This is a genomic window from Streptomyces sp. NPDC096323 (genome assembly GCF_040302845.1).
Classification (GTDB): Bacteria; Actinomycetota; Actinomycetes; order Streptomycetales; family Streptomycetaceae; genus Streptomyces.
This window is the reverse complement of the sequence record NZ_JBEOSI010000004.1, coordinates 414777-438849: the sequence shown is the minus strand read 5'-3', so window position 1 is coordinate 438849 and position 24073 is coordinate 414777. Positions and strand designations below refer to the sequence as shown.

Below are 24073 nucleotides of genomic sequence, written 5' to 3'. Positions count from 1 at the left end.
GCCCCGTGCCCGCTCCGTCCACGTTCCGCGTTGATCCACCGGAACGTGGACGGGCACGATCCACCGGGCGTTGGGCACGCATACTCGGGGCATGGGCATGACCGCGTATGACGCCATCGTTCTCGCCGGAGGGGCCGCCAAGCGGCTCGGCGGCGCCGACAAGCCGGGACTCCGGGTCGGCGGCCGCGCGCTGCTCGACCGAGTGCTCGGCGCATGCACCGGAGCCGCGACCACCGTGGTGGTGGGTGGACGGCGGCCCACCGCGCGTGCGGTGACGTGGACGCGCGAAGAGCCGCAGGGCGGCGGCCCGTTGGCCGCGCTCGGTGCGGGGGTTCGGCACACGGCGGCGGAGCGCGTACTCGTGCTCTCCGCCGATCTGCCGTTCCTGGGCGCGGAGACGGTCGGCGCGTTGCTGGACGCGGCCGGTCAGGGGGACGCCGAGGGCGCTGTCTGCACCGACCCGGACGGCCGGGACCAGCCGCTGGTCGCCGTCTACCGCTCGGAGCCGTTGCGCCGCGAACTGGCGCTCATAGCCACCGAGCACGGCAGCCTGGCCGGGCTGCCGCTCCGGCTGCTCACCCAGGAGCTGAGGCTTTCCAGGGTGGCGGCGGACCCGCTCGCGTCGTTCGACTGCGACACCTGGGAGGACATTGCCTCGGCGCGGGCCCGGATCAGGGAGCATGGGACCGTGCTGGACGAATGGATCACCGCAGTCAAGAACGAACTGGGCATCGAACTCGACGTCGACACCGGCGTTCTGCTCGACCTCGCCCGTGATGCCGCCCATGGCGTCGCCCGCCCCGCCGCGCCCCTGACGACCTTCCTGGTCGGCTACGCGGCGGCGAAGGCGAGCGGTGACGGTGGTGGCCCGGAGGCAGTGGCCGAGGCCGCCCGGAAGGCCGCCGCGCTCGCCCTCCGGTGGGCGGACGAGACCGAGACGCCATGACAGGCCCCAGCGGCAACGGCGAATGGCCGGCCGGGTCGGACCGGTTGCCGCCCACTGCGTCGGACGGGTTGCCGCTCACCGGGTCGGACTGGCTGCCGTCGACCCCGGAGGGCCGGCTTCCGCCGGAGGGGGGTGGCGCGGCACGGGAGACCGGGCGAACAGCTCCGGGGCCCGGCCGGGTGGCCGGGCGCACCAGCGCCGCCGAAGCGGAACCGGAAGCCGAAGCGGAACCGGAAGCCGTAGCCGAAGCGGAAACGGAAGCCGAAGCCGAAGCCAAGGCAGAGGCCGAAGCCGAGGCCGACGAGGAGCGGGCGGTGGCGCAGGCCCTCGCGCTGGTCGGCCGACGGGCCCCGCAGAGCGCGGGCGCAGGGGGCGAGCCGGGCCCCGGGCTCCAGGCCTCCGGCCGGCCCCACAGCCGCCCCGGCGCCACGGACCCGCCCGGCACCGATTCGGCCCGGACCGATCCGGCCGCTTCCCCGCCCGACCGGGACTCCCCCGCAGCCTCCCACCGCGCCACCCCCGACTCCCCCGCACCGCACGGCCGGGCGCATGGCCGTGCGATCGCGTGGCGCGAGGCCTGTGCTGTTGCCGCCAGGGCCGGGCGTGCGGTGCTTCCTCGCACCGTGAGGCTTCCGCTCGACCAGGCGCTCGGGCAGGTGCTTTCCGAGCCGCTGGCCGCGCTCACCGATCTTCCGTCCTTCGACACCTCCGCCATGGACGGGTGGGCCGTCGCGGGGCCGGGGCCATGGACCATCCGGGACAACGAGGGGATCCTCGCCGGCCATGCCGCGCCCGCCCCGCTCCCCGACGGCGAAGCCCTCCGCATCGCCACCGGAGCCCGTATCCCGGCGGACGTGACCGCTGTCATCCGTAGCGAACACGCCTACGCCGACGAGGCCAAGGGGTTGCTGCACGCGCAGCGCCCGGTGGATCCCGGTCAGGACATCAGGCCGCGTGGACAGGAGTGCCGCTCGGGCGACGAACTCCTTCCCGCCGGGACGCTCGTGACGCCCGCCGTCCTCGGACTGGCCGCGGCAGCCGGATACGACGAGCTGCCGACCCTGCCCCGGCCGCGCGTCGACGTCCTCGTCCTGGGCGACGAGCTCCTCACTGCCGGGCTGCCGCACGACGGGCTGATCCGGGACGCTCTCGGGCCGATGATCGGTCCCTGGCTGCGTGCGCTGGGCGCCGAGGTCTCCGCACCGCGTCGCCTCGGCGACGACGCGGAAGCCCTGCGCCAGGCACTCACCGGCTCCAAGGCCGACCTGATCGTCACCACCGGCGGCACCGCCGCAGGTCCCGTCGACCATGTGCACCCCGTCCTGGCCCGGATCGGTGCCGAACTGCTCGTCGACGGGGTCGCCGTACGCCCGGGCCACCCCATGCTGCTCGCCCGGCTCGGCGACCGGGGCCCCTATGTCGTCGGGCTGCCCGGCAATCCCCTGGCCGCGGTGTCCGGACTGCTCACCCTGGCGGAGCCGCTGCTCGCAGGGCTGGCGGGCCGGACCGCGGAGGCCCCCTACCGCGTGCCCGTAGGCGACGACGTGCACGGCCACCCGCACGACACCCGTCTGGTCCCCGTGGTCCATCGCACGGCCCGTACCCCTGGTCCGGGGCACGCCTCGGCAACTCACCCGGGCGGCACGGGAACCGGCGGGGATACGGAGTACGTCGTACCCCTGCATTACAACGGTCCTGCCATGCTGCGCGGCGTCGCCGCCGCGGACGGGCTGGCTGTTGTGGAGCCGGGCGGGGTACGGTCCGGCACCGAGGTGGAGATCCTCGATCTACCGTGGGCCCCGGCGACGCCGTGGACGGAAGGGTGTTTCACGTGAAACTTCCCGGCCATGACGCGATGGCCAGGCGCGCCGACGAACATGTCGTCCCCACCCGGGTCATGCTCCCGCGCAGGGTCGTCGACGGACCGGCCCGTCAGGTCGTCAAGCGGCTGATGATGGCTCTGATGGTGCTCGCCATCACGGTGTTGATCGTCTGGCTCGACCGTGACGGCTACCACGACGCGGCCGACGACAAGGTCGACCTCCTGGACGCGGTGTACTACGCGACGGTCACCCTCTCCACCACCGGATACGGCGACATCACCCCGTACGACGACGGCGCCCGGCTCGTGAACGTGCTGCTCGTGACCCCGTTGCGCGTGCTCTTCCTCATCATCCTGGTCGGCACCACCCTTGAGGTCCTCACCGAACGGACCCGCGAGGACTTCCGGCTGAAGCGTTGGAGAACCAACTTGCGTGACCACACCATCGTCGTCGGCTTCGGCACGAAGGGCCGTTCGGCCATCCAGACCCTCTGCTCCACCGGGCTGCGGAAGGATCAGATCGTCATCGTGGACCCGGCGTCCAAGGTGATAGAGATCGCCAACGCCGAGGGCTTCACCGGAGTGCTCGGGGACGCGACACGCAGCGATGTGCTGCTGCGGGCCGAGCTGCAGAAGGCGCGTCAGATCATCATCGCCACCCAGCGCGACGACACGGCGGTACTGGTCGCACTGACCGCACGCCAGCTCAATCGCGGCGCGAAGATCGTGGCGGCGGTGCGCGAGGAGGAGAACGCTCCGTTGCTACGGCAGTCGGGTGCGGACGCCGTGATCACCAGTGCCAGTGCGGCGGGCCGGCTACTCGGCCTCTCCGTGCTCAGCCCCAGCGCGGGCACGGTGATGGAGGACCTGATCCAGCAGGGCAGCGGGCTCGACCTCATCGAACGGCCGGTGATAAAGGCCGAGGTGGGCCGGAGCGTCCGGGAGACGGATGACCTCGTGGTCAGCGTCCTGCGCGGCCATCGGCTCCTGGGGTACGACGATCCGGCGGCCAGTCCCCTGCAGCTGACGGACCGGCTGATCACCATCGTGCGCGCCTCCAACGAACCACCTCTGAACCACCCGCCGCACACCGCCCCCCGGGGCTGAGCGAGCGCCCCTGCGAGCGACCGTTCGAGAGTCCTGCCCCGGGACGGGCCGCACCGCGGTGGTACGCCGCCGGAACAGCGCCACGGAGTAGCCTCGCGGCCATGCATGCGATCACGATCCCTGAACCCGGTGGCCCCGAGGCGCTCGTGTGGGCCGAGGTGCCCGATCCCGTACCCGGCGAGGGCGAGGTCCTCGTCGAGGTGGTGTCCAGCGCGGTCAACCGGGCCGATGTGCTCCAGCGGCAGGGCTTCTACAACCCACCGCCCGGCGCGTCCGCCTACCCCGGCCTGGAGTGTGCGGGCCGCGTCTCGGCCCTGGGCCCCGGCGTCGTCGGCTGGTCGGTCGGCGACGAGGTGTGCGCGCTCCTCGCGGGCGGCGGCTACGCGGAGAAGGTCGCCGTCCCCGCGGGGCAGTTGCTCCCCGTGCCTGACGGGCTCGATCTCACCCTCGCAGCGGCGCTGCCCGAAGTGACCTCCACCGTCTGGTCCAACGTGTTCATGGTGGCGCATCTGCGCCCCGCCGAGACGCTGTTGATCCATGGTGGGTCCAGCGGCATCGGCACGATGGCGATCCAGCTCGCCAAGGCGGTCGGCGCCCGGGTCGCCGTGACCGCCGGCGGCCCGGAGAAGCTCGCGCGCTGTGCCGAGCTCGGCGCCGACATCCTGATCGACTACCGGGAGCAGGACTTCGTCGAGGAGATCCGCAAGGCGACGGACGGCGCGGGCGCGGACGTCGTCCTCGACATCATCGGCGCGAAGTACCTGGACCGGAACGTGCAGGCGCTCGCCGTCAACGGGCGGCTCGCGATCATCGGCCTCCAGGGCGGGGCCAAGGGCGAGCTGAACCTCGGCACCCTGCTGAACAAGCGTGCCGCGGTCACGGCGACCTCGCTGCGCGGGCGCCCGCCGGCCGAGAAGGCCGCGATCGTCGCCGCCGTACGCGAACACGTCTGGCCGCTGATCGCCGACGGCGTCGTCCGGCCGGTCGTGGACCGCACCCTGCCGATGCGGGACGCCGCGGAGGCCCACCGGGTGATGGAGTCCAGCACCCACGTGGGCAAGGTGCTCCTTCGGACGGCCGCAACGAACTGAGCCCGGCGGGATCCGGAAAGCGCGAAGGGCCCGGCACAAGCAGGCGTGCCGGGCCCTTCGCGCGAAACGGTAGATACGGTAGATACGGGTCCGGCCTGATTTCAGCCGTGAATTCAGCTGCGATTTCAGCCGGGATTGCAGCCGGGGCCAAGGCCAGGACTACAGGTAAGGGCCGGAGCGGATCGCCCCGTGCGGGTCCGCGCCGCCGCCGTCCTCCTCCTCGTGCCCACTGCCGGGAGGCAGCGCCCGGCGCATCTGCTCCAGCTGTGCCCGGGCCGCCATCTGCTGGGCGAACAGCGCCGTCTGGATGCCGTGGAAAAGGCCCTCCAGCCAGCCGACCAACTGAGCCTGCGCGATCCGGAGTTCGGCCTCCGAGGGAACCGACTCCTCGGTGAACGGCAGGGAAAGCCGCTCCAGTTCCTCCACGAGCTCCGGCGCGAGGCCGTCCTCCAGCTCCTTGACCGAGCTGGCGTGGATCTCCTTCAGGCGCACGCGGCTCGCCTCGTCGAGGGGAGCCGCCCTGACCTCCTCCAGGAGTTGCTTGATCATGCTGCCGATGCGCATGACCTTCGCGGGCTGTTCGACCATCTCCGTCACCGGGACCTCACGCGACTCGTCGTCAGTGCTACCGCCACCGCCGCCGATCGCCATTCCGTCCTGCCCCACCACGAGGACTTGGGGGTGCTCCTGCGACCGTTCATTCCTCGGCATCTCCATGTCACCCATTGTCTCGCACACGGGCCGTACAACACTGTGGTGCCCCCGGAAACGGATGATCCACCGTTTCCGGGGGCACCGGATGTGCGTCGAAGCCGCCGGTCAGGCGGCCGTCGCGATCTGCCGCCCGTTCACCCGGCGCGCCGGGCCAGCGTCAGCCGGGAGCGGGTGAGCCCCGCCGCCAGCACTCCGGCCAGCAGTGGAACGACCACGGCGAGCAGCCCGATCGTCGCCCAGGGCAGCACGATCGGCGTGAAGGCGGACTCCATGGGCTCCTCCCGCATGGCCGCCATCGCGTCGCGCAGGTCGACCAGGCGCAGAGCCACAGCCGGTACCAGGCCCGCCCCCGTACCGAGAAGCACCCCGGTGAGCGCGACCACCACGCACTGGAAGCCCGAGAGCGTCCGTCGTACCCGCGGGGGCGCCCCGACCGCGCTCAGCGTGGTGAGGTCGGCCTCCGCGTCGGCCTTGGCAAGGCCGGTGGTGATGGCCGCCGCACCCAGGGTCACCACACCGGCGAACAGGGTGAGGATCAGCAGAACGATGCTGTCCCGGTCGCCCTGTCCGGATTCGGTCTGGAGCCAGATCCCGCCGCCGGCCTGCTCGAGGGCGGCCGAGACGCGCTGCTCCTCGGCGTCCTTGGGCGGGTGCGGCACGGCGTAGACGGTGCCGGAGGGCTCGGTGTGCAGGCCGAGCCGCTCGGCGGTCCGCTGCGGAAGGACCATGCGCATGCCGGGAGTGGCGGCGTACCCGGCGTCCGCGACGTACACCTTCAGCCGGTCCGTGGACGTGCGGGCCGGGCCGGGATGCAGCTTGTAGTTCTTCTTGTCCTTGGCCGCGTACTTGTGGACGACCTTGAGCGTGATCTCGCCGTCCTTCGCGTACGCCCGGTTCAGCAGGACGGGCGTGCCGGCCTTCAGCGCCGCGGCGGCCGCGGGGTCGTCGAGTTTCGCGTACGTGCGGAGCAGGTCCGGGCCGCCCACCACGATGTTGTTCGGCTCGGAGGTGAAGCTGCCCGAGGAGAGGTACTCGTCCATGCACTCGGGGGAGCGCATCATCTTCCGGTGCTCCTCCGCGGAGAGCTGTGCGGCGAGCTTCTTGGCGCCCTCGGCCTGGAGCGGGCACGTGTGGCCCTTACCGGTGGGCTTGACCAACTCCAGGGTGCCGCAGCCGTTCTCCTCCTCGTAGTAGACGCTGCAGTCGCTGCCCGCCCAGACCCGGGAGAAGTCGGCGGGAGCGCCGGTCACCGCGATGTTCCGCTCGACGGACGTCCGGGCCAGCGGAAGGCGCTCGGCCGACTTGGCGTCCATGGACGACAGGACCATGGTTCCCTCGGTCAGCATGGGCATGTAGTCGTAGTCCGACTCGGCCAGACTGCTCGACATGTACGTCGCGATGGCCACCGACCCCGCGACGGCCGCCATCACGGCGGCGACCGCCGGAGCGGTGCGGCCCCGGTTGCGGGCGGCGTCGCGCAACGCCATCCGCGGCGAGAGCGGCAGCCTGCGGCCGAGCCGGCCCAGCAGCCCGACGATCACGGGAATGCAGGCGAGCAGACCCAGTTCGGCGACGACGGAGCCGCCGGCGACCCACGTGGAGTCGCCGGTGGTGCCTCCGTAGACGGCGACGGCGATGCCGAGGGCCAGCGCACAGGAGCCCACGGTGGGCAGGACCCGCGAACTGCGGCGCACCCCGCGGCGGCCGGTGAGCGATTCCAGTACGGACTGCCGGGCGGCCACGATCGCCGGAGCGAACGCCGCCAGGAGTCCGGTGACCAGACCGAGTGCGGCGATGACGAGGAGCTCCGTCGGTTTCACGACCAGAGAACCGAAGCGCTGCCCGGCCCAGCCCTCGATCAGCGGCCGGAGGGCCACGGTGAGCACCAGACCGGCCGCGACGCCGGTCACCGCCCCGACGGCGCCGAGCACCAGCCCGCCGGAGAGCACCACGGCGCGTACGTGGCGCCGGTCGCCGCCGCAGGTGCCGACGAGTCCGAGCTGACGGCGCGAGCGGCGCGCGCCGACGGCGAAGGCCGGTCCGGCGAGCAGGACGATCTCCAGGAGGGCCATGGCGACGACGGTGACGACGGCCGCGCTCGTCTCGCCGGAGCCGCTCATGTCGTAACTGTGCACCGACTGCGCCAGCGGGACCTCGGAGTCGGGCGGCGGGTCCAGGACCACCTGACGGGACAGGACGAGGGCGCCGGCCTTGTTGGCCGCGAGCACGTCGTTCCAGTCGATTCCCGCCCGGCCGGGCCCCTTGACCAGCCACTCGGGCGAGCCGGTGTTGGGCGGCAGCACCTTTTTGTCGCGGTCGGCGGCGGCCTGCCAGGGGGCGATGACGGCGCCCGGGTCGGCGTAGAGCTTCTGCGCCTTCAGGTCGTCGGGCTGTTCGACGACACCGGTGATGGTGTACGTCCGGTCGGCGCTCTTCACGGTGGTGCGGGAGCCGATGTGCAGCCCGGACGATTCCAGGAACGGCTCGGTGGCCGCCATCTCGCCGGTGCCGCGAGGGAACTCGCCGTCGACCAGGTCGACCTTGCCGCGGGCCAGGGGGTCGGAGGTGGGGAACTCCACGATGTCGGTGTTGGTGAGGCCGTACGCGGTCGTGACGCTCGCGGGCACGGACCGGATGGTGATCGCCCGCGCGCCCTTGGGGAAGGCGGTGCGCATGTCGACCGGCGGGACGTCCCCCTCGGGAGGGGTGTCACCGGCCACGTCGTACTGGTTCCCGTCGGGCATCTGCTGCAGCGGCCCCATGCGCGGGTCGCTGAACAGCGCGTCGGCCGAGCCCATTTCGGCCGTCAGCCGCTCGGCCTCGGTGGAGGTCGCACTGCGGTACGTGACGTCCGCGGCCGTCACCCCGAGCACGGGCAGCGCGATCATCGCGACGACCAGGGCGCTGCGGCCCTTCGCCCGCAGGGCGTCGCGGCGGGCTATCCGGAGGGCGGCGCGCCACCCCGTGAACGGGCTCACTCGGCGCTCCCGGCGGCCAGCAGCGAGTCGGCCCCGACGGTCAGGGTCTGGTCGACGATCGAGCCGTCCCGCAGGAAGACGACCCGGTCCGCCCAGGCGGCGTACCGGGGTTCGTGCGTCACCATCACCCCGGCGGCGCCCTGGTCGCAGCGGTTGCGGAGCAGGGCGAGGACGGCCTCGCCGGTCTCGGAGTCGAGGGCCCCGGTCGGTTCGTCGGCGAGCACCAGGCGGCGGTCCCCCACGAGTGCGCGGGCGATCGCGACGCGCTGCTGCTGGCCGCCGGACATCTCGTCCGGGAAGCGGTCGGCGACGTCCAGGAGGTTCATCTCCTCCAGCGCCGCCCGCGCCTCCTTGCGTGCCTTGCGGACCGAGACCCCGTCGAGTTCGCGCGGCAGGGCGATGTTCTCGGCGGCGGTCAGGGCGGGGATCAGGTTGTAGTCCTGGAAGACGTAGCCGACGCTGCGGCGGCGCAGGGCGGCTATGCCCTTGCGGCCGAGCGTGGAGATGTCCTGGCCCTCGATGACGACCTGGCCGCCGGTCGCGGTGTCGAGGCCGCCGGCGAGGGTCAGCAGGGTGGACTTGCCGGAGCCGGAGGGGCCCATGACGGCGACGAGCTCACCGGGGTGCACCGCCAGGTTGATGCCGCGCAGGGCGTGCACTTCGGCGATGCCGGTGCCGTGGGTGCGGGTGAGGTCGCGCAGTTCCAGCACGGGCGCGTCCACCGACAGGGGTGGGGCGGCCGGGGACGGGACGTTCGAGGACATGACGGTGGGTTCCCCCTCGGAACAGGTCTGTGGTCGGTGCCCGGCGGTCGCCCGGGCCCGGGGTGGAGCGGGGTGGGGCACCGGCTCAGCGGCGGGTGCGGGTGTGGGGCCGGGCCGCGGTGCGCGGGGACGCGTTCGGCTCCGGCTCCGTGGCGGCGGCCTCGGCGAGGCGGACCAGCCGGGACTCGCAGTGGTCCAGCCAGCGGGCCTCGGCCTCGGCCTGGAAGATCAGCTGTTCCAGTACGAGCAGCCAGGCGACCTCGTCGCGGTTGGCGGGTACGTCGCTGAGGGCCTGCGCCTTGAGCCGGGTGTAGTCCTGCATCGCCTTCACCGTGTGGTGGCGCTGGGACTGGATGACGGCGCGGATGTCGACGCCGGGGGCGCCGACGGCCATGGCGAGCTTGATGGCCAGCTCGTCACGGGGCGGGCTGCTGCGGTCGACGGGCGTCTCGAACCAGGCGCGCAGTTCGGTCCGTCCTTCGTCGCTGATCGAGTAGAGCGCGTGCCCCTGGTCGTCCTCGCCGTCCTGGACGACCAGGCCGTCGCGTTCGAGTCTGCTGAGCGTCGTGTACACCTGCCCGACGTTCAGCGGCCAGGTGGAGCCGGTGCGCGACTCGAATTCGGTGCGGAGCTGGGAGCCGTACCGAGGCCCCCGCTCCAGGAGGGCGAGGAGCCCGTGACGGATCGACATACTGAGTATGTATACCGAGTATGTTGCTCAGTGCAAGTCGCCCCGGCCGGTGCCGCGGCGGTCAGCCGGAGCGGCGCATGCGGAAAGCGAGGAAGCCGAGACCCAGTCCGACCAGGGCGATTCCCGCGCCGAGCGACACCTGCTGGACCTGCTCGACGGCCGGTCCCTCAAGAGCCTGCTGTGACATCCGGCCGGTTTCGGGGGACGTCCGCGCGGCGGGAGTGATGACCGGTACGGCGGCGGGCCGCGTCTCCGCGGCCTCCTCGGCGGCCTCTTCGAGCGCGTCGGCCCGGGCGATCTCCTTGGCGGTCATCGTCCGTCCGGGCCGCGGCCGCCCCTCCCCGGCGGGCCGCCCGGCCAGCGGCGACCACGTGCCGTCCGGGCGCGGCGATCCGGCGCTCGGTGAGGGCGTTCCCGAGGCGGCGGACGAGGACGCCGTGGGGGCGTGGGGCGGCGCCGCGGGGTGCGCGGGCGCGGAAGGGGAGTGGGAGGCGGACGGCGGCGGCGCCGGGTGCGCGGGCGCGACCGACGGGCCGGCGGGCGCGCCGGGGTGCGAGGCGGAAGGGGAGGGGGACGCCGACGACGGAGCAGGCGACGGCGCGGGTGCGGACGGCGAATCCGACGGCAACGGCGCCCGGAGTGTCACGGATGCCCCGGCCGTCGCCGGACCCCGGAGGGCTGCGCGCTGCCCGGCCGCTTGCGCCTCTCCAGCGGTCATGGCCCCCAGTGCCGCGGCTGCCGTCAATGCCAGGCAGGCCACGCACCTTGAGGGCCGTGAGGCGAGGTGTCCTGAAGCCATGACGTCAGCGTCACATGTGACGGTATGTCCGGCATCTCAGGTAATCCGGACGGATGGCGCGGGGACCTGAGCAGGGCCCTCGCCCCCGCCGACCCCACTCAGAGACGTAAACGGGCAGCTCCTTGCGCCGGAGCGCAAGGAGGGCGGCTAAATGGGCAGCGCCCTGCGCCGGGGCGCAAGGAGCCCCGCAGGGCGCCCCTACGCCGGGTCGCCGGTAGCGATGCGCAGCTCGAAGTGGGCGCCCGTCTCCGGAACCGCGGTCCCGGGCGTGGGGAACTGGTCGACGACCTGGTCCTCCGCGTAGGCGTTCCCGGGGACCTTGATCTGCTTGATGGTCCAGCCCGCGGCGTCCGCACACGCGCGCGCCGAAAGGATGTCCTTGTAGAGGAAGCTCGGAGCGTCGACCTTGTTCGGGTCGTCGCTGTTCTCCCTGGCGTCCGTGCAGTCCTCGGTCTTCATCGTGCGGTTGCGCTCGGGATCCTTGTGGTCACCGGACGGGGACTCGCTCGAGGTGGCCTCGGCGCCCTTGCCCGGGTCGTCGTCGTTCAGCGCGAGCGCCGTGATCAGGCCGCCGATCGCGATCAGGGCGACCACGATCGAGCCCACGATGACCGGCATGTTCCGCTTGGAGCCGCCGCCGGAGGACGGGGCGTGCGTCTGCGGGGAGACCGAGTACGGCGCCGGGGTCTGGTGCTGCATCGGCGACATCGCCGCCGGCGTCTGGTACGCCGGAGCCGACTGCGGATAGCCGTAGCCCGGCGCCGGGGTGGGCGTGCCGTAGGGGCCGGGCTGCTGCTGCGACTGGTAGGGGCCCGGCTGGTACGGCGTCTGGACGTTCTGCGGGGCGGGGGCGGACTGGTCGACGGGCGGGAAGACCGCCGAACCGACACCCGAGCCGCTGTTCGCCGGGGCGCCCGAACCGCTGACGATCACGGGGGCGCCGCTCTGGCCGCTCGCGCTCAGCACGCGCGCGATCTCGTCCTGCATCGCGGCGGCGCTCGGAAAGCGCTCGTTCGGATTCTTCTTCAGGGCGCGGGCGACGAGGGCGTCCATCGCCGGGGTGAGCGACCGGTTGATGGTGGACGGGGCGACCGGCTCCTCCTGCACATGCGCGTACGCGATGGCGAGCGGGGAGTCCGCGTCGAAGGGGATGCGGCCGGTCAGCAGCTGGAACAGCATGATGCCGACCGAGTACAGGTCGGAGCGCGCGTCCACGCCGCGGCCGAGGGCCTGTTCGGGGGAGAGGTACTGCGGGGTGCCGACGACCATGCCGGTCTGCGTCATCGACGTGACGCCCGACTGCATGGCGCGGGCGATGCCGAAGTCCATGACCTTCACGATGCCGCGCTTGGTCACCATCACGTTGCCGGGCTTGATGTCGCGGTGGACGAGGCCCATCTCGTGGCTGGTGTCCAGCGCGGCCAGCACGTCGGCCGTGACCTTGAGCGCCTTGTCGGCGGGCATCGCGCCGTAGGTGCGGATGTCCGCCTGGAGGACGGAGCCGAGCGGCTGGCCCTCGACGTACTCCATGACGATGTACGGCATCAGCGCACCGCCGAGCTCGTCCTCGCCGGTGTCGAAGACGGAGACGATGTTGGTGTGCTGGAGCTTGGCGACGGCCTGTGCCTCGCGCCGGAACCGCTCGCGGAACGACTGCTCGCGGCCGAGCTCCGTGTGGAGCGTTTTGATCGCGACCTGCCGGTCGAGGGCGGAGTCGTAAGCCAGGTATACGGAGGCCATGCCGCCTTCGCCCAGCAGGTCGCGCAGCTGGTAGCGGCCGCCGGCGACCGAACCGCCCGCGTAGCGACCCTGGGCACCCTGTGCGCCGTCCTGGCTCATGACTTGCTTCCCCCTAGGGCGCGCGACAGCGCGAAGATCCGTATTACTGGCCAAGTCTGCCCGAGGGGTACGACACGTCAAGCCAGGTGCCCGTTCCGTGACCCTACGCACAAGAAGCGTCTCGGAAGCGTTACAGGAACCGTACGGAATTTGCGCGGAGGGCGCGCCAGCCGGTTGGATGACCCGTCCCTCTCGGAAACGGTGTGTCCGACGAAGGCTGTAGCGTGACGTGGCAATGCAGCAAGGCACCGTGAGAACCCGCGGACGCGCGGACAGAAACGACGGCGAGGACTGATGGCACCCGAACCCGAAGCAAACGGCGGCGGAGTTCCGGATGGCAGCGACTCCTTCGGCATCGGCGGTGTCGTCGGCGACGGACGCTACCGGCTGTCCGGCCGCCTGGGCCGGGGCGGTATGGCCGAGGTCTTCGCGGCCGAGGACGTCCGGCTGGGACGTACCGTCGCGGTGAAACTGCTGCGCTCGGATCTTGCCGAGGACCCGGTCTCCAAGGCCCGGTTCACGCGCGAGGCGCAGTCGGTCGCAGGCCTCAACCACCACGCGGTCGTGGCGGTGTACGACTCCGGCGAGGACACCGTGAACGGCCAGACCGTTCCGTACATCGTCATGGAGCTGGTCGAGGGCCGCACCATCCGCGACCTGCTCCTCAACGCCGAAGCCCCGCCTCCCGAGCAGGCGTTGATCATTGTCTCCGGGGTGCTGGAGGCGCTCGCCTACTCGCACCAGCACGGGATCGTGCACCGCGACATCAAGCCCGCCAACGTGATCATCACGCACTCCGGCGCGGTCAAGGTGATGGACTTCGGTATCGCCCGTGCGCTGCACGGCGCGCAGTCGACGATGACCCAGACCGGCATGGTCATGGGCACGCCGCAGTACCTCTCCCCCGAGCAGGCGCTGGGCAAGGCCGTCGACCACCGCTCCGATCTGTACGCCACCGGCTGTCTGCTCTACGAACTCCTCGCGCTGCGGCCCCCGTTCACCGGCGAAACGCCACTTTCCGTGGTTTATCAGCACGTTCAGGATATTCCGGTCCCGCCCTCGGAGATCTCGAACGGGGCGGTGCCGCCGGAGCTCGACGGGCTCGTCATGCGTTCGCTCGCGAAGGACCCGGACGACCGGTTCCAGAGCGCCGAGGAGATGCGCGGGCTGGTCCAGTACAGCCTGCAGATGCTTCAGGTGCAGGGCGGCCACACCGGTACGTGGAACACCGGCCCGGTCGTGATGAACGACGGCCCCGGCACCCCGCCCCGGGGCATGACCGGCTCCACCCGCGCGATGGGGTACCAGCAGCAGGGGGACACCTCGCAGGGCCCGATCCTGCCCCCGATGAACCCGGACGACGGCGGCTACGCCGGCGGCAGCACCCGGCAGGGCGGCAGCGGCAAGGGCAAGCTCTGGCTGTTCGTCGTCCTCGCGCTGATCGCGATCGGCGCGGGTGTGGCCTTCGCGGTCAACGCGACGCAGAACCACACCAAGAAGCCCGAGCCCACGACGACCTCGCCCTCCAGTACCCCCTCCCCGACGAAGACGTCGGCTTCGCCGACCGAGGAGGAGACGACGGCGGACACCGAGCAGCCGGGCAACTCCAGCGGTGACCAGCACGAGACGCCGGTGAAGCCGTCGTACACCCCGTCGTTCACCGCGAGCGAGACCACCGACCCGACCCCCTCGGCCACGCCGACGGAGACGGCCACGGAGGGTACGACCGAGGGCAACACGAGCGAGGGCAACACCGACGAGGGCGCGGACGCGGGTGCCGACGGGGGCGCGGACGCCGGTACGGACGCGGGCGCGGACGCCGGTACGGACGCGGGCACGGATGCGGGCACGGGCACGACCACCGGCACCACCACGGGCACCGGAACCACCGCCGGAAACACCGCTGCCGGAGCCGCCGCGGGCGCCGACGGTGGCACCACCGATTAATCGCACCCCGCAGTAACCCGTCTCACCCCGTGAACGCGTCGCGCACCGCCTCGTATTCACGGGTCCACCAGACCGCCAGGGCTGACACCGCAGGGAACTGCGGGTCGGCCCTGCGGTCGTTCAGGCAGTAGCGCCAGTGCAGTATCCAGAAGTCGTTGAGCCGCTCCCACCACACCCGGTGCACCGCCGCGGCCAGTTCGTCCGCCCCCGCCCCGGCCGCCCGCCGGTAGGCGCGCGCGTAGGCCCGTACCTTCGCCAGCTCCAGCTCCCCGGCGGGCTGCACGAAGAAGATCGCCGCGGCCCGTACCGCCTCCTCCGCGCGCGGCTGCACCCCCAGCCGGTCCCAGTCGAGGATCGCCACCGGATCGGCGCCCCGGTAGAGCACGTTCAATGGGTGGAAGTCGCCGTGCACCCAGCCGGTCGCCGGACCGTCCGGGGCGGGCGGCCGGCGGTCCGCGTGCTGTTCCAGCAGGGTGCGCCGCTCCAGGAGCCGGTGCTCGGCCAGTTCGTCGAAGGCGGACCGGGGCCGGCGACCGCGCGCGGCGGTCAGCAGCTCGTCGATCAGCGCGAAGGTGTCGGCGGGATCGGGGCTCGCATGGCAGGACCGCCCCCCGGCCCCCGCTCCCGGCTCCATCACCTGCTCAAGACCCGTGTGTACGGCTCCGAGCAGCGCCCCGAGACGCAGCGACTGGGCGAGGGTGAGCTGGGCGCCTGCCCGGTGCAGCCCGTCGACCCAGGGGTGCAGGGCGTAGCAGCGGCCGCCGATCTCGGTGACGGTGTCGCCGTCGCTGTCCACGACGGGCGGTGCGACGGGCACGCCGAGTGACTGGAGCCGCTGGGTGGCACGGTGCTGGCGGACGATGGTGGCGCGGTCGCCGGTGGAGTCGTCCAGGTGGTGTTTGAGGAAGTAGGAGCCGCGGGTGGTGGACACCCGGTAACCATGGTTGAGCAGGCCCTGGTCGACGGGCTCGCAGGTGAGCGGTTCACCGGCGCCGGGGTAGCGGCGCAGCACCTCGCCTACCGGAGGAACAGGCGGGAAGGTTACAGATGAGCGCGGCACCCGACAGATGTTAGATCACGCTGTGTTGCGGGATCTGCGGAGTTGCGTGGAAGTCCAGAGTGTGCACGGTGACGAAGTGCGGGTCGAGCCGGAGGTAGGCCGGTGCGTAGGGCTCCCCGTTGACCTCGCTCGGGGTGGGGCCGAACAGCTCGCGCTGGGCGCACGTCGGCTCGATGATCCGCGCGGGTCCGGTGAATTGCACGGACCACAGGTCGCGGCTCCCCGCGGAGGTGGCGGCGTTGTAGTTGTCCGCTCCGTACGCCACGACCGCGCCGTCGCAGGCGTCGTGGTAGCCGAGGCCGCTGTGCATGCGCAGCAGGACGCGGCCGCCGGCCACGATGTGGCGGGCCACCGTCAGGATCGGGAGGGCGCGCATGCTGGTCGCCAGCCGGCCGTAGGGGACCCGGCCGAGCAGGTCGATCGCGTGGAGTTCCTCGGAGGACATGCCCTCCACTGTCCGTCACCTGTGTGGGCGGGATAAGAGGCCGGGGCCCCGGGTCGGCCGGGACCAAAGTCCCGAACCGGGCGCTCCGCCCGCCCGCTCGGGGCCGAACCCGCATCCCGCGGCCGGCGCTTCTTCGCCCCACCCCTCAGCGCTTCTCGGCCTGGAGCCGGGCCACGTATGCGGCGGCCTGCGAGCGCCGTTCCATGCCCAGCTTGGAGAGCAGGCTGGAGACGTAGTTCTTGATGGTCTTCTCGGCGAGGTGGAGCCGCTCACCGATCACCCGGTTCGTCAGCCCCTCGCCGATCAGGTCCAGGATCTTGCGCTCCTGGTCCGTGAGGCCCGCGAGTTTGTCGTCGCCCCGGCCCTTGTTCCCGTCGCGCAGCCGTTCCAGTACGCGTGCTGTCGCCACCGGGTCGAGCAGCGACTTCCCGGCCGCCACGTCCCGTACCGCGCTCAGCAGCTCATTGCCGCGGATCGCCTTCAGCACATATCCGGAGGCACCCGCCATGATCGCGTCGAACAGCGCCTCGTCGTCGGCGTACGACGTCAGCATCAGGCAGTGGATCGACTCGTCCTGCGAGCGGATCTCGCGGCAGACCTCCACCCCGCTGCCGTCCGGCAGCCGTACGTCGAGGACGGCCACATCGGGCCGGGTCGCGGGGATGCGTACCAGCGCGTCCGCTGCCGTACCGGCCTCGCCCACGACCTCGATGTCGTCCTCGGAGGCGAGCAGCTCATGGACGCCGCGGCGGACGACTTCGTGGTCGTCCAACAGAAAAACAGTGATTTTTCCTTCTTTGCGCACAAACGCAGTCTCACACACTCCCCTCTTCCCTGCCGCTGTCCGGCGGGATAACGTGCCGTTGTTCCGGCGGCCTGCAAGGCTGTTACCAGTGCTGTGACCAGCGAGAGTTCCCGAATTCCTCGATTTACTTGGATATCCAAGCAAAATCGCAGGTCAGGAAGGGTTTCGCAGTTATGCGAAGCACTGGGTAACGTGCCTTTGACAGGGCGCTCGCCGGGGCACCTGTCACGCCTGTTCCCGGACCGAGCGGCACCCACCCCGTGCACGGGTACGGACACAGGCGAGCCGCACTGGTCTCCCGGCAGACCCCGGGGGCCGGACCGACGGAGGAGCACGCACGTGACCGTGGAGAGCACTGCTGCCGCGCGTAAACCGCGACGCAGCAGCAAGCGGACCAGCGCCGCGAAGACGCCCGCGAGGACGCCACAGAGTTCCGGACCCGAACTCGTACAGCTGCTGACGCCCGAGGGCGAGCGGATCGAGCACCCGGACTATTCGATCGACCTGACCACGGACGAGCTGCGCGGGCTGTACCGGGACATGGTCCTCACCCGCCGCTTCGACGCCGAGGCCACCGCGCTGCAGCGGCAGGGCGAGCTGGGCCTGTGGGCCTCGCTGCTGGGCCAGGAGGCCGCCCAGATCGGCTCCGGCCGGGCGCTGCGCGACGACGACTACGTCTTCCCGACCTACCGGGAGCACGGCGTCGCCTGGTGCCGCGGCGTCGACCCGACCAATCTGCTCGGGATGTTCCGCGGCGTGAACCACGGCGGCTGGGACCCGACCACCAACAACTTCCACCTGTACACGATCGTCATCGGCTCGCAGACCCTGCACGCCACCGGCTACGCCATGGGCGTGGCCAAGGACGGCGCCGACTCGGCCGTGATCGCGTACTTCGGCGACGGCGCCTCCAGCCAGGGCGATGTCGCGGAGGCGTTCACCTTCTCCGCCGTCTACAACGCGCCCGTCGTGTTCTTCTGCCAGAACAACCAGTGGGCGATCTCGGAGCCGACCGAGAAGCAGACCCGGGTGCCGCTCTACCAGCGCGCCCAGGGCTTCGGCTTCCCCGGCGTCCGGGTCGACGGCAACGACGTCCTGGCGTGCCTCGCCGTCACCCGCTCCGCCCTGGAGCGGGCCCGGCGCGGTGAGGGACCCACCCTCGTCGAGGCGTTCACCTACCGCATGGGCGCGCACACCACCTCCGACGACCCGACGAAGTACCGGGCCGACGAGGAGCGCGCCTCCTGGGAGGCCAAGGACCCGATCCTGCGCCTGCGTACGTACCTGGAGAACGAGGGCGCCGCCGACGAGGCGTTCTTCACCGCTCTCGAAGAGGAGAGCGAGACCCTGGGCAAGCGGGTGCGTGAAGCGGTACGGGCCATGCCCGACCCGGAGCCCCTGGCGCTGTTCGACCACGCCTACGCCGACGGGAGCCCCCTCGTCGACGAGGAGCGCGCCCAGTTCTCCGCCTACCAGGCATCGTTCGCCGAGGAGGGCAAGTAGCCATGGCCATGGAAAAGATGTCCATCGCGAAGGCGCTCAACGAGTCGCTCCGCAAGGCCCTCGACACCGACCCCAAGGTCCTCATCATGGGTGAGGACGTCGGAAAGCTGGGCGGGGTCTTCCGGATCACCGACGGCCTCCAGAAGGACTTCGGCGAGGACCGGGTGATCGACACCCCGCTCGCCGAGTCCGGCATCGTCGGCACGGCGATCGGCCTCGCGCTGCGTGGCTACCGCCCCGTCGTGGAGATCCAGTTCGACGGCTTCGTCTTCCCCGCGTACGACCAGATCGTCACGCAGCTCGCGAAGATGCACGCCCGCTCGCTTGGCAAGATCAAGCTGCCCGTCGTCGTGCGGATTCCGTACGGCGGTGGCATCGGCGCCGTCGAGCACCACAGCGAGTCGCCCGAGGCGCTGTTCGCGCACGTCGCGGGCCTGAAGGTCGTCTCGCCGTCCAACGCGTCCGACGCGTACTGGATGATGCAGCAGGCCGTCCAGAGCGACGACCCGATCATCTTCTTCGAGCCGAAGCGCCGCTACTGGGACAAGGGCGAGGTCGACACCGAGTCCATCCCCGGCCGACTGCACCGGGCGTCCGTCGCCCGCACCGGCACGGACCTGACGCTCGTCGCGTACGGCCCGATGGTGAAGGTCTGCCTGGAGGCCGCCGCGGCCGCCCAGGAGGAGGGCAAGTCGATCGAGGTCGTGGACCTGCGCTCGATGTCCCCGATCGACTTCGACGCCATCCAGGCCTCGGTCGAGAAGACCCGCCGGCTGGTCGTGGTCCACGAGGCGCCGGTGTTCTACGGCTCCGGCGCGGAGATCGCCGCTCGCATCACGGAGCGGTGCTTCTACCACCTGGAGGCGCCCGTGCTGAGGGTCGGCGGCTACCACGTCCCGTATCCGCCGGCGCGGCTGGAGGACGAGTACCTTCCGGGTCTCGACCGCGTGCTCGACGCCGTCGACCGCTCGCTGGCGTACTGAGGACTGGGACGTGACAACGATGACCGACACTTCCAACGCTGCTCGCTTCCGTGAGTTCAAGATGCCCGACGTGGGCGAGGGACTGACCGAGGCCGAGATCCTCAAGTGGTTCGTCCAGCCGGGCGACACCGTCACCGACGGCCAGGTCGTCTGCGAGGTCGAGACGGCGAAGGCCGCCGTGGAGCTGCCCATCCCGTTCGACGGCGTGGTGCACGAGCTGCGCTTCCCCGAGGGCACGACCGTCGACGTCGGCCAGGTGATCATCGCGGTGGACGTGGCGCCGGGGTCGGATGACGCGGTGCCGGCGCAGCCGGCCGCGGAGCCGGCGCCCGCGGTTGCGGCCGCCGAGGCCGAGCCCGAGGCGCCGAAGGGCCGTCAGCCGGTCCTGGTGGGTTACGGCGTGGCCGAGTCCTCCACGAAGCGGCGCGCCCGCAAGGGCACGGAGGCGGCTCCCGCGGCCGCTTCCGCCGCGATCCAGGTAGAGATGAACGGCCACGGCCCCGCCGCGGTCGCCGAGTCCCGTCCGCTGGCCAAGCCGCCGGTCCGCAAGCTCGCCAAGGACCTGGGCATCGACCTGGCGACGGTCACCCCGACCGGCGACGGCGGGGTCATCACCCGCGAGGACGTGCACGCGGCGGCGACGCCCGCGCCCGCCCCGGTGCAGGCCGAGGCTCCGGCCCCGGCCGCGGCTCCGGTCGCAGCGGCACCCGTGGCGTCGGGTGCGCGCGAGACGCGTATCCCCGTCAAGGGCGTGCGGAAGGCCATCGCGCAGGCCATGGTCGGCAGCGCGTTCACCGCGCCGCACGTCACGGAGTTCGTGACCGTCGACGTGACGCGCACGATGAAGCTCGTGGCGGAGCTCAAGGAGGACAAGGACATGGCGGGGGTGCGGGTCAACCCGCTCCTGATCATCGCCAAGGCCCTCCTCGTCGCGATCAAGCGGAACCCCGAGGTCAACGCCGCCTGGGACGAGGCGAACCAGGAGATCGTGCAGAAGCACTACGTCAACCTGGGCATCGCCGCGGCCACCCCGCGCGGCCTGATCGTCCCGAACATCAAGGACGCCCAGGACCAGACGCTGCCGCAACTGGCCGCGTCCCTGGGCGAGCTGGTCTCCACGGCGCGCGAGGGCAAGACGTCCCCCGCCGCGATGGCGGGCGGCACGGTGACCATCACCAATGTCGGCGTCTTCGGCGTCGACACGGGAACGCCGATCCTGAACCCGGGCGAGTCCGCGATCCTCGCGGTCGGCGCGATCAAGCTCCAGCCCTGGGTGCACAAGGGCAAGGTGAAGCCCCGACAGGTCACCACGCTGGCCCTCTCCTTCGACCACCGTCTGGTCGACGGCGAGCTCGGCTCCAAGGTCCTGGCGGACGTCGCCGCGATCCTGGAGCAGCCGAAGCGCCTGATCACCTGGGCGTAGGTACGTGAGATGGGCCCGCGCCGTGTTGTGCGTGGGCCCATCGGCATGTCCGCGAGGTGTTCCCCTTGCGGACTGGGTGCGCGGGTGACGTAAAACCGCGGAGGGTGTGGGGCGGGCGGCGGCGGAAGCCGCCACGAGACGGGCAGACGGCGGGCCGCCGCCGGCCCCGGCCGTCGAGGTGGCAGCGGGCGGTCAGGCGTCAGGGTCGACTTCGGGGTGCGTGAACCGCACCGGTTTGCCCAGCGACCGGGCGTAGTCGATTTCGGCTCGGGTGCTGTCTCCGATGTAGTCGCCGACCACGAGCGCCTCATCAGCGAGCCGGATCTTCGCCCGGTGCAGTTCGTCGAGCTGAACCTTCAGCGCCTCGGCCTCGACAGGATCGGACCACAGTTCGTGCGGCGACTTCATGTCGCAGCCCGGTTTGACGACGATCCTTCCGGCTTTGGTCTCCCGCACGTCGGCCTCGTTCATTTCGGTCATGAAGCGGGTGGAGCCGCAGATCACGACGATGCGCGGGAGGCCCAACTGCTTCTTCGCGTCGGTGAGCTTTGCCTCGGAGGTGAGCAGTTGCGGGTATGACACTGGTTGCTCCTGGCGGTGTGGCCCAAGGGGGACCTGCGGAGACGAGAGCGAGGGTTGTCCAGAACGTTCGGTCAACGGTCGACGGCCCAGCGCGCGTCCGCAGGCCAAGACCCTGTCCTGACGATGTGGTCGACGATCCTGAACGCCTCTTCAAGCGGCACGGTATCCACGTCCGGGTATTCGTCGTACTGCCCATTGGACAGGACGAAACCGCCGCTCCATCCCTCGGCTCCGGGGTCGACGGCGTGCTCGCCGGCATCATCCTCGCCCTCCATCAACACGACCATCGCGCGCTCGGCGTTGGTCACGAAGGCCAACTTGCGGCCGGACGAACTAGCCAGCCATGTCTCGAGCCGGCCTTCGCTGACTTTCGCGCGAAGCGTGTCCAGTAGCACCTCTCCAACGCTTCCGTCATCGACAGCCCAGGACTCGGTCATGAGCCCGACGATGCCATAGACATCTGAGGAACAGTCCCCAGCCGGCCAGGGGGCGGTGACCCGGAATCGAGATCGATGTGGGCACTTTTTCACCCCCACAGGGCCTTCAAATGCGCCCACATCGATCTCAACTTCGCTGCGGGCCACCGGCGACGGGCCGCACGGTGAGTTCGGCGAAGACGGTCTGCTGCGAGTTCTACGGTCTTCAGGATGCGAAGCTCGTTGGCCGGCTGCTGGAGGTGGCCCGGCTGGACCGGGAGCGTCGCAAGGCCAAGGGCTGGTGGAATCAGTACCCGGAGCTGCGATCGCTGGTCGAGTACGTTGCCCTCGAAGACATCGCGACGGCGGTCAGGACGTGGCAAGGGGCCTTTGTGCCGGGCCTGCTTCAGACGCCGGACTACGCTCGGGCTCTCGCGGTGGGCAATGCGGACTGGGATGACCCGGACGAAATCGAGCGGTTCGTCGAAGCGAAGATTGCTCGGCAGGTGCGCCTCACGGACGACAGTCCGCTTGCGCTGTGGGCGATCGTTGCCGAAGGTGCCCTGCGGCAATTGGTCGGCGGGCGCGAGGTGATGCGCATCCAGTTGGCGCGTTTGACGGAGGTGGCTGACGAGCCAAATGTCACCGTGCAGGTTGTCCCCCCCCTGGCTGGTTCTCACCCGGGCATGACCAGCGCTTTTAGCGTCGTGTCGTTTGGTGAACCCGGTGCGGTGGACGTTGTCTACATGGACACGACGTCGTCTACGCTGTGGCTGGAGAGCGAGACGGATGCCGCGCGTCATAACGCCACATTTGGGCGCATCGCCAGAAGCGGGCTCGCACCCCGCGATTCCATCGCTCTCATCGAGCGTATTCGTAAGGAGCTGTAACCGTGCCGCACTTCGAGTTCGTCAAGTCCAGCTACAGCAGCGGCAATGGCGAGTGCGTCGAAGTGGCCCGCAACATTCCCGGCACCGTCGCCGTCCGCGACTCCAAACTGCTGAGCGGCGCTGTACTGGTGGTCACCCCCGCTGTGTGGGACGCTTTCCGGCACGGCCTGGGTAGGCAGTCGGCCATGGGGATGAAGCGCTGAGGGGCCAGCGATGACTGGTTTCCGCTTTACGAAGTCCAGCTACAGCGGAGGCAACGCCGGACAGGAGTGCGTCGAGGTCGCCCGCAACATCCCCGGCACCGTTGCCGTCCGCGACTCCAAGTCCCCCGCCGGCCCCGTCCTTCTCCTCGCCCCTGCCGCGTGGGACGCCTTCCGGGCGGGCTGCGTCCGGCCTGACGTGGTCGTCCTCCGCCGTGTAACAAGGATGTATTAGCCACGAGTTGGGCGCAACGCATCACCGCCCCAGACAGTTCTTGTTGATCAGAAGCGCTCGCTCGTACGTCTCGTACCGAGCAGCCGGCACTGTCAACGGATACTGAGGACGAACCATGCGCGCTCACAAGTTCACCTTCGCAGCCCTGGTCGTCGCCGCGGGGCTTTCACTCACGGCCTGCCAGAACGACGATGCCGCCGTGGGGCAGACCGACCCGTCGACCGCGGCGTCCGCGTCGGCCACCGGTGGTGGTTCGGACGCGGAGAGCGGGAAAGAGTCCGCCGGGGCGAGCCCTGGTGGGAAGAGCACCGCTGCCCCCGCCGGTTCCGACGACAGCGGCAAGGTCGCCAAGTGCAGCACCGACGGGCTGGAGATCACCGCGAAGGACAACTTCATCGGCGGCGATCCCGACGGCACCGTCGTCGTGGAACTCAAGAACCGCAGCGGCGGCGACTGCGTGATCTCCGGTTTCGCGGGCGTCGACCTGAAGACCACTGCGGGGACGCTGTCCGCTACGCGCACGGGAGAGCCCGGCGATCCGTACGTCCTCAAGGGCGGCAAGGTGATCGCCTTCGCCGTCAACTACCCGCTGAATGAGACGGGTGGCTCCGGCGTCCGCATCACCGGGCTGGTGGTGACCCCGCCGAACGAGACGAAGTCGGTCACCCTCGCCTGGCCGGGCCAGGGTTCGCTGCCCGTTACGGACGGCTCCGACTCCGGCTCCGTGAAGGTCGGTCCGATCGGCAGCGCCGGGCAGGGCGGCTGAGCGTACGGCCAGGGCGGCTGAGCCAACGGCCGGGCGCGGCGTCCGGAGGAGATGCCGGACCTCTTTA

At 71.0% G+C, this 24073-nt stretch carries 23 protein-coding genes; 12 read left to right on the top strand and 11 right to left on the bottom strand.

The features are described from left to right. The first annotated feature begins 97 nt into the window (after positions 1-97). From ABTX18_RS13320 to ABTX18_RS13305, 4 genes are all read left to right on the top strand, one after another. Entirely contained in the window at positions 98-946 is an 849-nt protein-coding gene (locus tag ABTX18_RS13320; RefSeq protein WP_352123090.1) for an NTP transferase domain-containing protein, read from the top strand. Next, positions 943-2781 carry a molybdopterin molybdotransferase MoeA gene (locus ABTX18_RS13315; protein WP_352122843.1) on the top strand — a complete coding sequence of 613 codons (1839 nt, stop codon included), beginning with the start codon at positions 943-945 and terminating at the stop codon, positions 2779-2781. Before ABTX18_RS13320 ends, ABTX18_RS13315 begins: the two co-directional genes overlap by 4 nt. Next, positions 2739-3875: a potassium channel family protein gene (locus tag ABTX18_RS13310; protein WP_352122842.1), complete on the top strand. Its 1137-nt coding sequence runs from the start codon at positions 2739-2741 to the stop codon at positions 3873-3875. Before ABTX18_RS13315 ends, ABTX18_RS13310 begins: the two co-directional genes overlap by 43 nt. 101 nt (positions 3876-3976) lie before the next feature. Further along, a complete protein-coding gene (locus ABTX18_RS13305) occupies positions 3977-4966 on the top strand; it encodes an NAD(P)H-quinone oxidoreductase (protein ID WP_352122841.1) in 990 nt (329 codons plus the stop codon). A gap of 159 nt (positions 4967-5125) precedes the next feature. On the opposite strand, the gene ABTX18_RS13300 is transcribed toward ABTX18_RS13305, so the two are convergent. From ABTX18_RS13300 to ABTX18_RS13275, 6 genes are all read right to left on the bottom strand, one after another. Further along, positions 5126-5683, bottom strand: coding sequence for a bacterial proteasome activator family protein (locus tag ABTX18_RS13300; RefSeq protein WP_352122840.1), 558 nt, complete (start codon positions 5681-5683; stop codon positions 5126-5128). Positions 5684-5814: 131 nt separating this feature from the next. Next, entirely contained in the window at positions 5815-8658 is a 2844-nt protein-coding gene (locus ABTX18_RS13295; RefSeq protein ID WP_352122839.1) for an FtsX-like permease family protein, read from the bottom strand. Beyond that, positions 8655-9422 (bottom strand): ABC transporter ATP-binding protein, encoded by a 768-nt coding sequence (locus ABTX18_RS13290; RefSeq protein WP_352122838.1) that lies wholly within the window; start codon positions 9420-9422, stop codon positions 8655-8657. The genes ABTX18_RS13295 and ABTX18_RS13290 overlap by 4 nt, the downstream gene beginning before the upstream one ends. An 85-nt stretch (positions 9423-9507) precedes the next feature. Beyond that, on the bottom strand, positions 9508-10113 hold the full coding sequence (locus tag ABTX18_RS13285; RefSeq protein WP_352122837.1) for a PadR family transcriptional regulator: 606 nt from the start codon (positions 10111-10113) through the stop codon (positions 9508-9510). 61 nt (positions 10114-10174) lie between these two features. Beyond that, positions 10175-10426, bottom strand: a complete 252-nt coding sequence (locus tag ABTX18_RS13280; protein ID WP_352122836.1) for a hypothetical protein — start codon at positions 10424-10426, stop codon at positions 10175-10177. Between the two features lie 684 nt (positions 10427-11110). Beyond that, on the bottom strand, positions 11111-12751 hold the full coding sequence (locus tag ABTX18_RS13275; protein WP_352122835.1) for a protein kinase domain-containing protein: 1641 nt from the start codon (positions 12749-12751) through the stop codon (positions 11111-11113). 294 nt (positions 12752-13045) lie between these two features. Between ABTX18_RS13275 and ABTX18_RS13270 the strand changes: the two genes are divergently transcribed. Beyond that, on the top strand, positions 13046-14698 hold the full coding sequence (locus ABTX18_RS13270; RefSeq protein ID WP_352122834.1) for a protein kinase domain-containing protein: 1653 nt from the start codon (positions 13046-13048) through the stop codon (positions 14696-14698). A 22-nt stretch (positions 14699-14720) separates the two neighbouring features. Here the strand turns inward: ABTX18_RS13270 and ABTX18_RS13265 are convergent, their stop codons facing one another. From ABTX18_RS13265 to ABTX18_RS13255, 3 genes are all read right to left on the bottom strand, one after another. Beyond that, the gene (locus ABTX18_RS13265; protein ID WP_352122833.1) at positions 14721-15710 is read right to left on the bottom strand and encodes a phosphotransferase enzyme family protein; all 990 of its coding nucleotides are present in this window, start codon (positions 15708-15710) and stop codon (positions 14721-14723) included. 58 nt (positions 15711-15768) lie between these two features. After that, a complete protein-coding gene (locus ABTX18_RS13260) occupies positions 15769-16203 on the bottom strand; it encodes a pyridoxamine 5'-phosphate oxidase family protein (RefSeq protein WP_352122832.1) in 435 nt (144 codons plus the stop codon). A 145-nt stretch (positions 16204-16348) separates the two neighbouring features. Further along, positions 16349-17008, bottom strand: coding sequence for a response regulator (locus ABTX18_RS13255; protein ID WP_352122831.1), 660 nt, complete (start codon positions 17006-17008; stop codon positions 16349-16351). Positions 17009-17347: 339 nt separating this feature from the next. Here ABTX18_RS13255 and pdhA point away from each other — a divergent pair, with 339 nt between their 5' ends. Genes pdhA through ABTX18_RS13240 form a run of 3 tightly spaced genes read left to right on the top strand, consistent with a single transcriptional unit; the run spans position 17348 to position 20917 of the window. After that, positions 17348-18511 carry a pyruvate dehydrogenase (acetyl-transferring) E1 component subunit alpha gene (pdhA, locus tag ABTX18_RS13250; RefSeq protein WP_352122830.1) on the top strand — a complete coding sequence of 388 codons (1164 nt, stop codon included), beginning with the start codon at positions 17348-17350 and terminating at the stop codon, positions 18509-18511. A gap of 2 nt (positions 18512-18513) precedes the next feature. Next, a complete protein-coding gene (locus ABTX18_RS13245; RefSeq protein ID WP_352122829.1) occupies positions 18514-19494 on the top strand; it encodes an alpha-ketoacid dehydrogenase subunit beta in 981 nt (326 codons plus the stop codon). A 10-nt stretch (positions 19495-19504) separates the two neighbouring features. Beyond that, complete coding sequence (locus ABTX18_RS13240) at positions 19505-20917, top strand: dihydrolipoamide acetyltransferase family protein (protein WP_352122828.1); 1413 nt, start codon at positions 19505-19507, stop codon at positions 20915-20917. Between the two features lie 192 nt (positions 20918-21109). Here the strand turns inward: ABTX18_RS13240 and ABTX18_RS13235 are convergent, their stop codons facing one another. Together ABTX18_RS13235 and ABTX18_RS13230 are read right to left on the bottom strand one after the other, a co-directional pair. After that, positions 21110-21499, bottom strand: coding sequence for a hypothetical protein (locus ABTX18_RS13235; RefSeq protein WP_352122827.1), 390 nt, complete (start codon positions 21497-21499; stop codon positions 21110-21112). Between the two features lie 71 nt (positions 21500-21570). Then, the gene (locus ABTX18_RS13230; RefSeq protein ID WP_352122826.1) at positions 21571-21936 is read right to left on the bottom strand and encodes a hypothetical protein; all 366 of its coding nucleotides are present in this window, start codon (positions 21934-21936) and stop codon (positions 21571-21573) included. Between the two features lie 164 nt (positions 21937-22100). Here ABTX18_RS13230 and ABTX18_RS13225 point away from each other — a divergent pair, with 164 nt between their 5' ends. From ABTX18_RS13225 to ABTX18_RS13210, 4 genes are all read left to right on the top strand, one after another. Next, positions 22101-22805, top strand: a complete 705-nt coding sequence (locus tag ABTX18_RS13225) for a DUF5753 domain-containing protein (RefSeq protein ID WP_352122825.1) — start codon at positions 22101-22103, stop codon at positions 22803-22805. Positions 22806-22807: 2 nt separating this feature from the next. Further along, positions 22808-23008, top strand: coding sequence for a DUF397 domain-containing protein (locus tag ABTX18_RS13220; protein ID WP_352122824.1), 201 nt, complete (start codon positions 22808-22810; stop codon positions 23006-23008). A 10-nt stretch (positions 23009-23018) separates the two neighbouring features. After that, complete coding sequence (locus ABTX18_RS13215) at positions 23019-23240, top strand: DUF397 domain-containing protein (protein ID WP_352122823.1); 222 nt, start codon at positions 23019-23021, stop codon at positions 23238-23240. A gap of 115 nt (positions 23241-23355) precedes the next feature. Continuing rightward, on the top strand, positions 23356-24006 hold the full coding sequence (locus ABTX18_RS13210; protein WP_352122822.1) for a DUF4232 domain-containing protein: 651 nt from the start codon (positions 23356-23358) through the stop codon (positions 24004-24006). Positions 24007-24073: the final 67 nt, after the last annotated feature.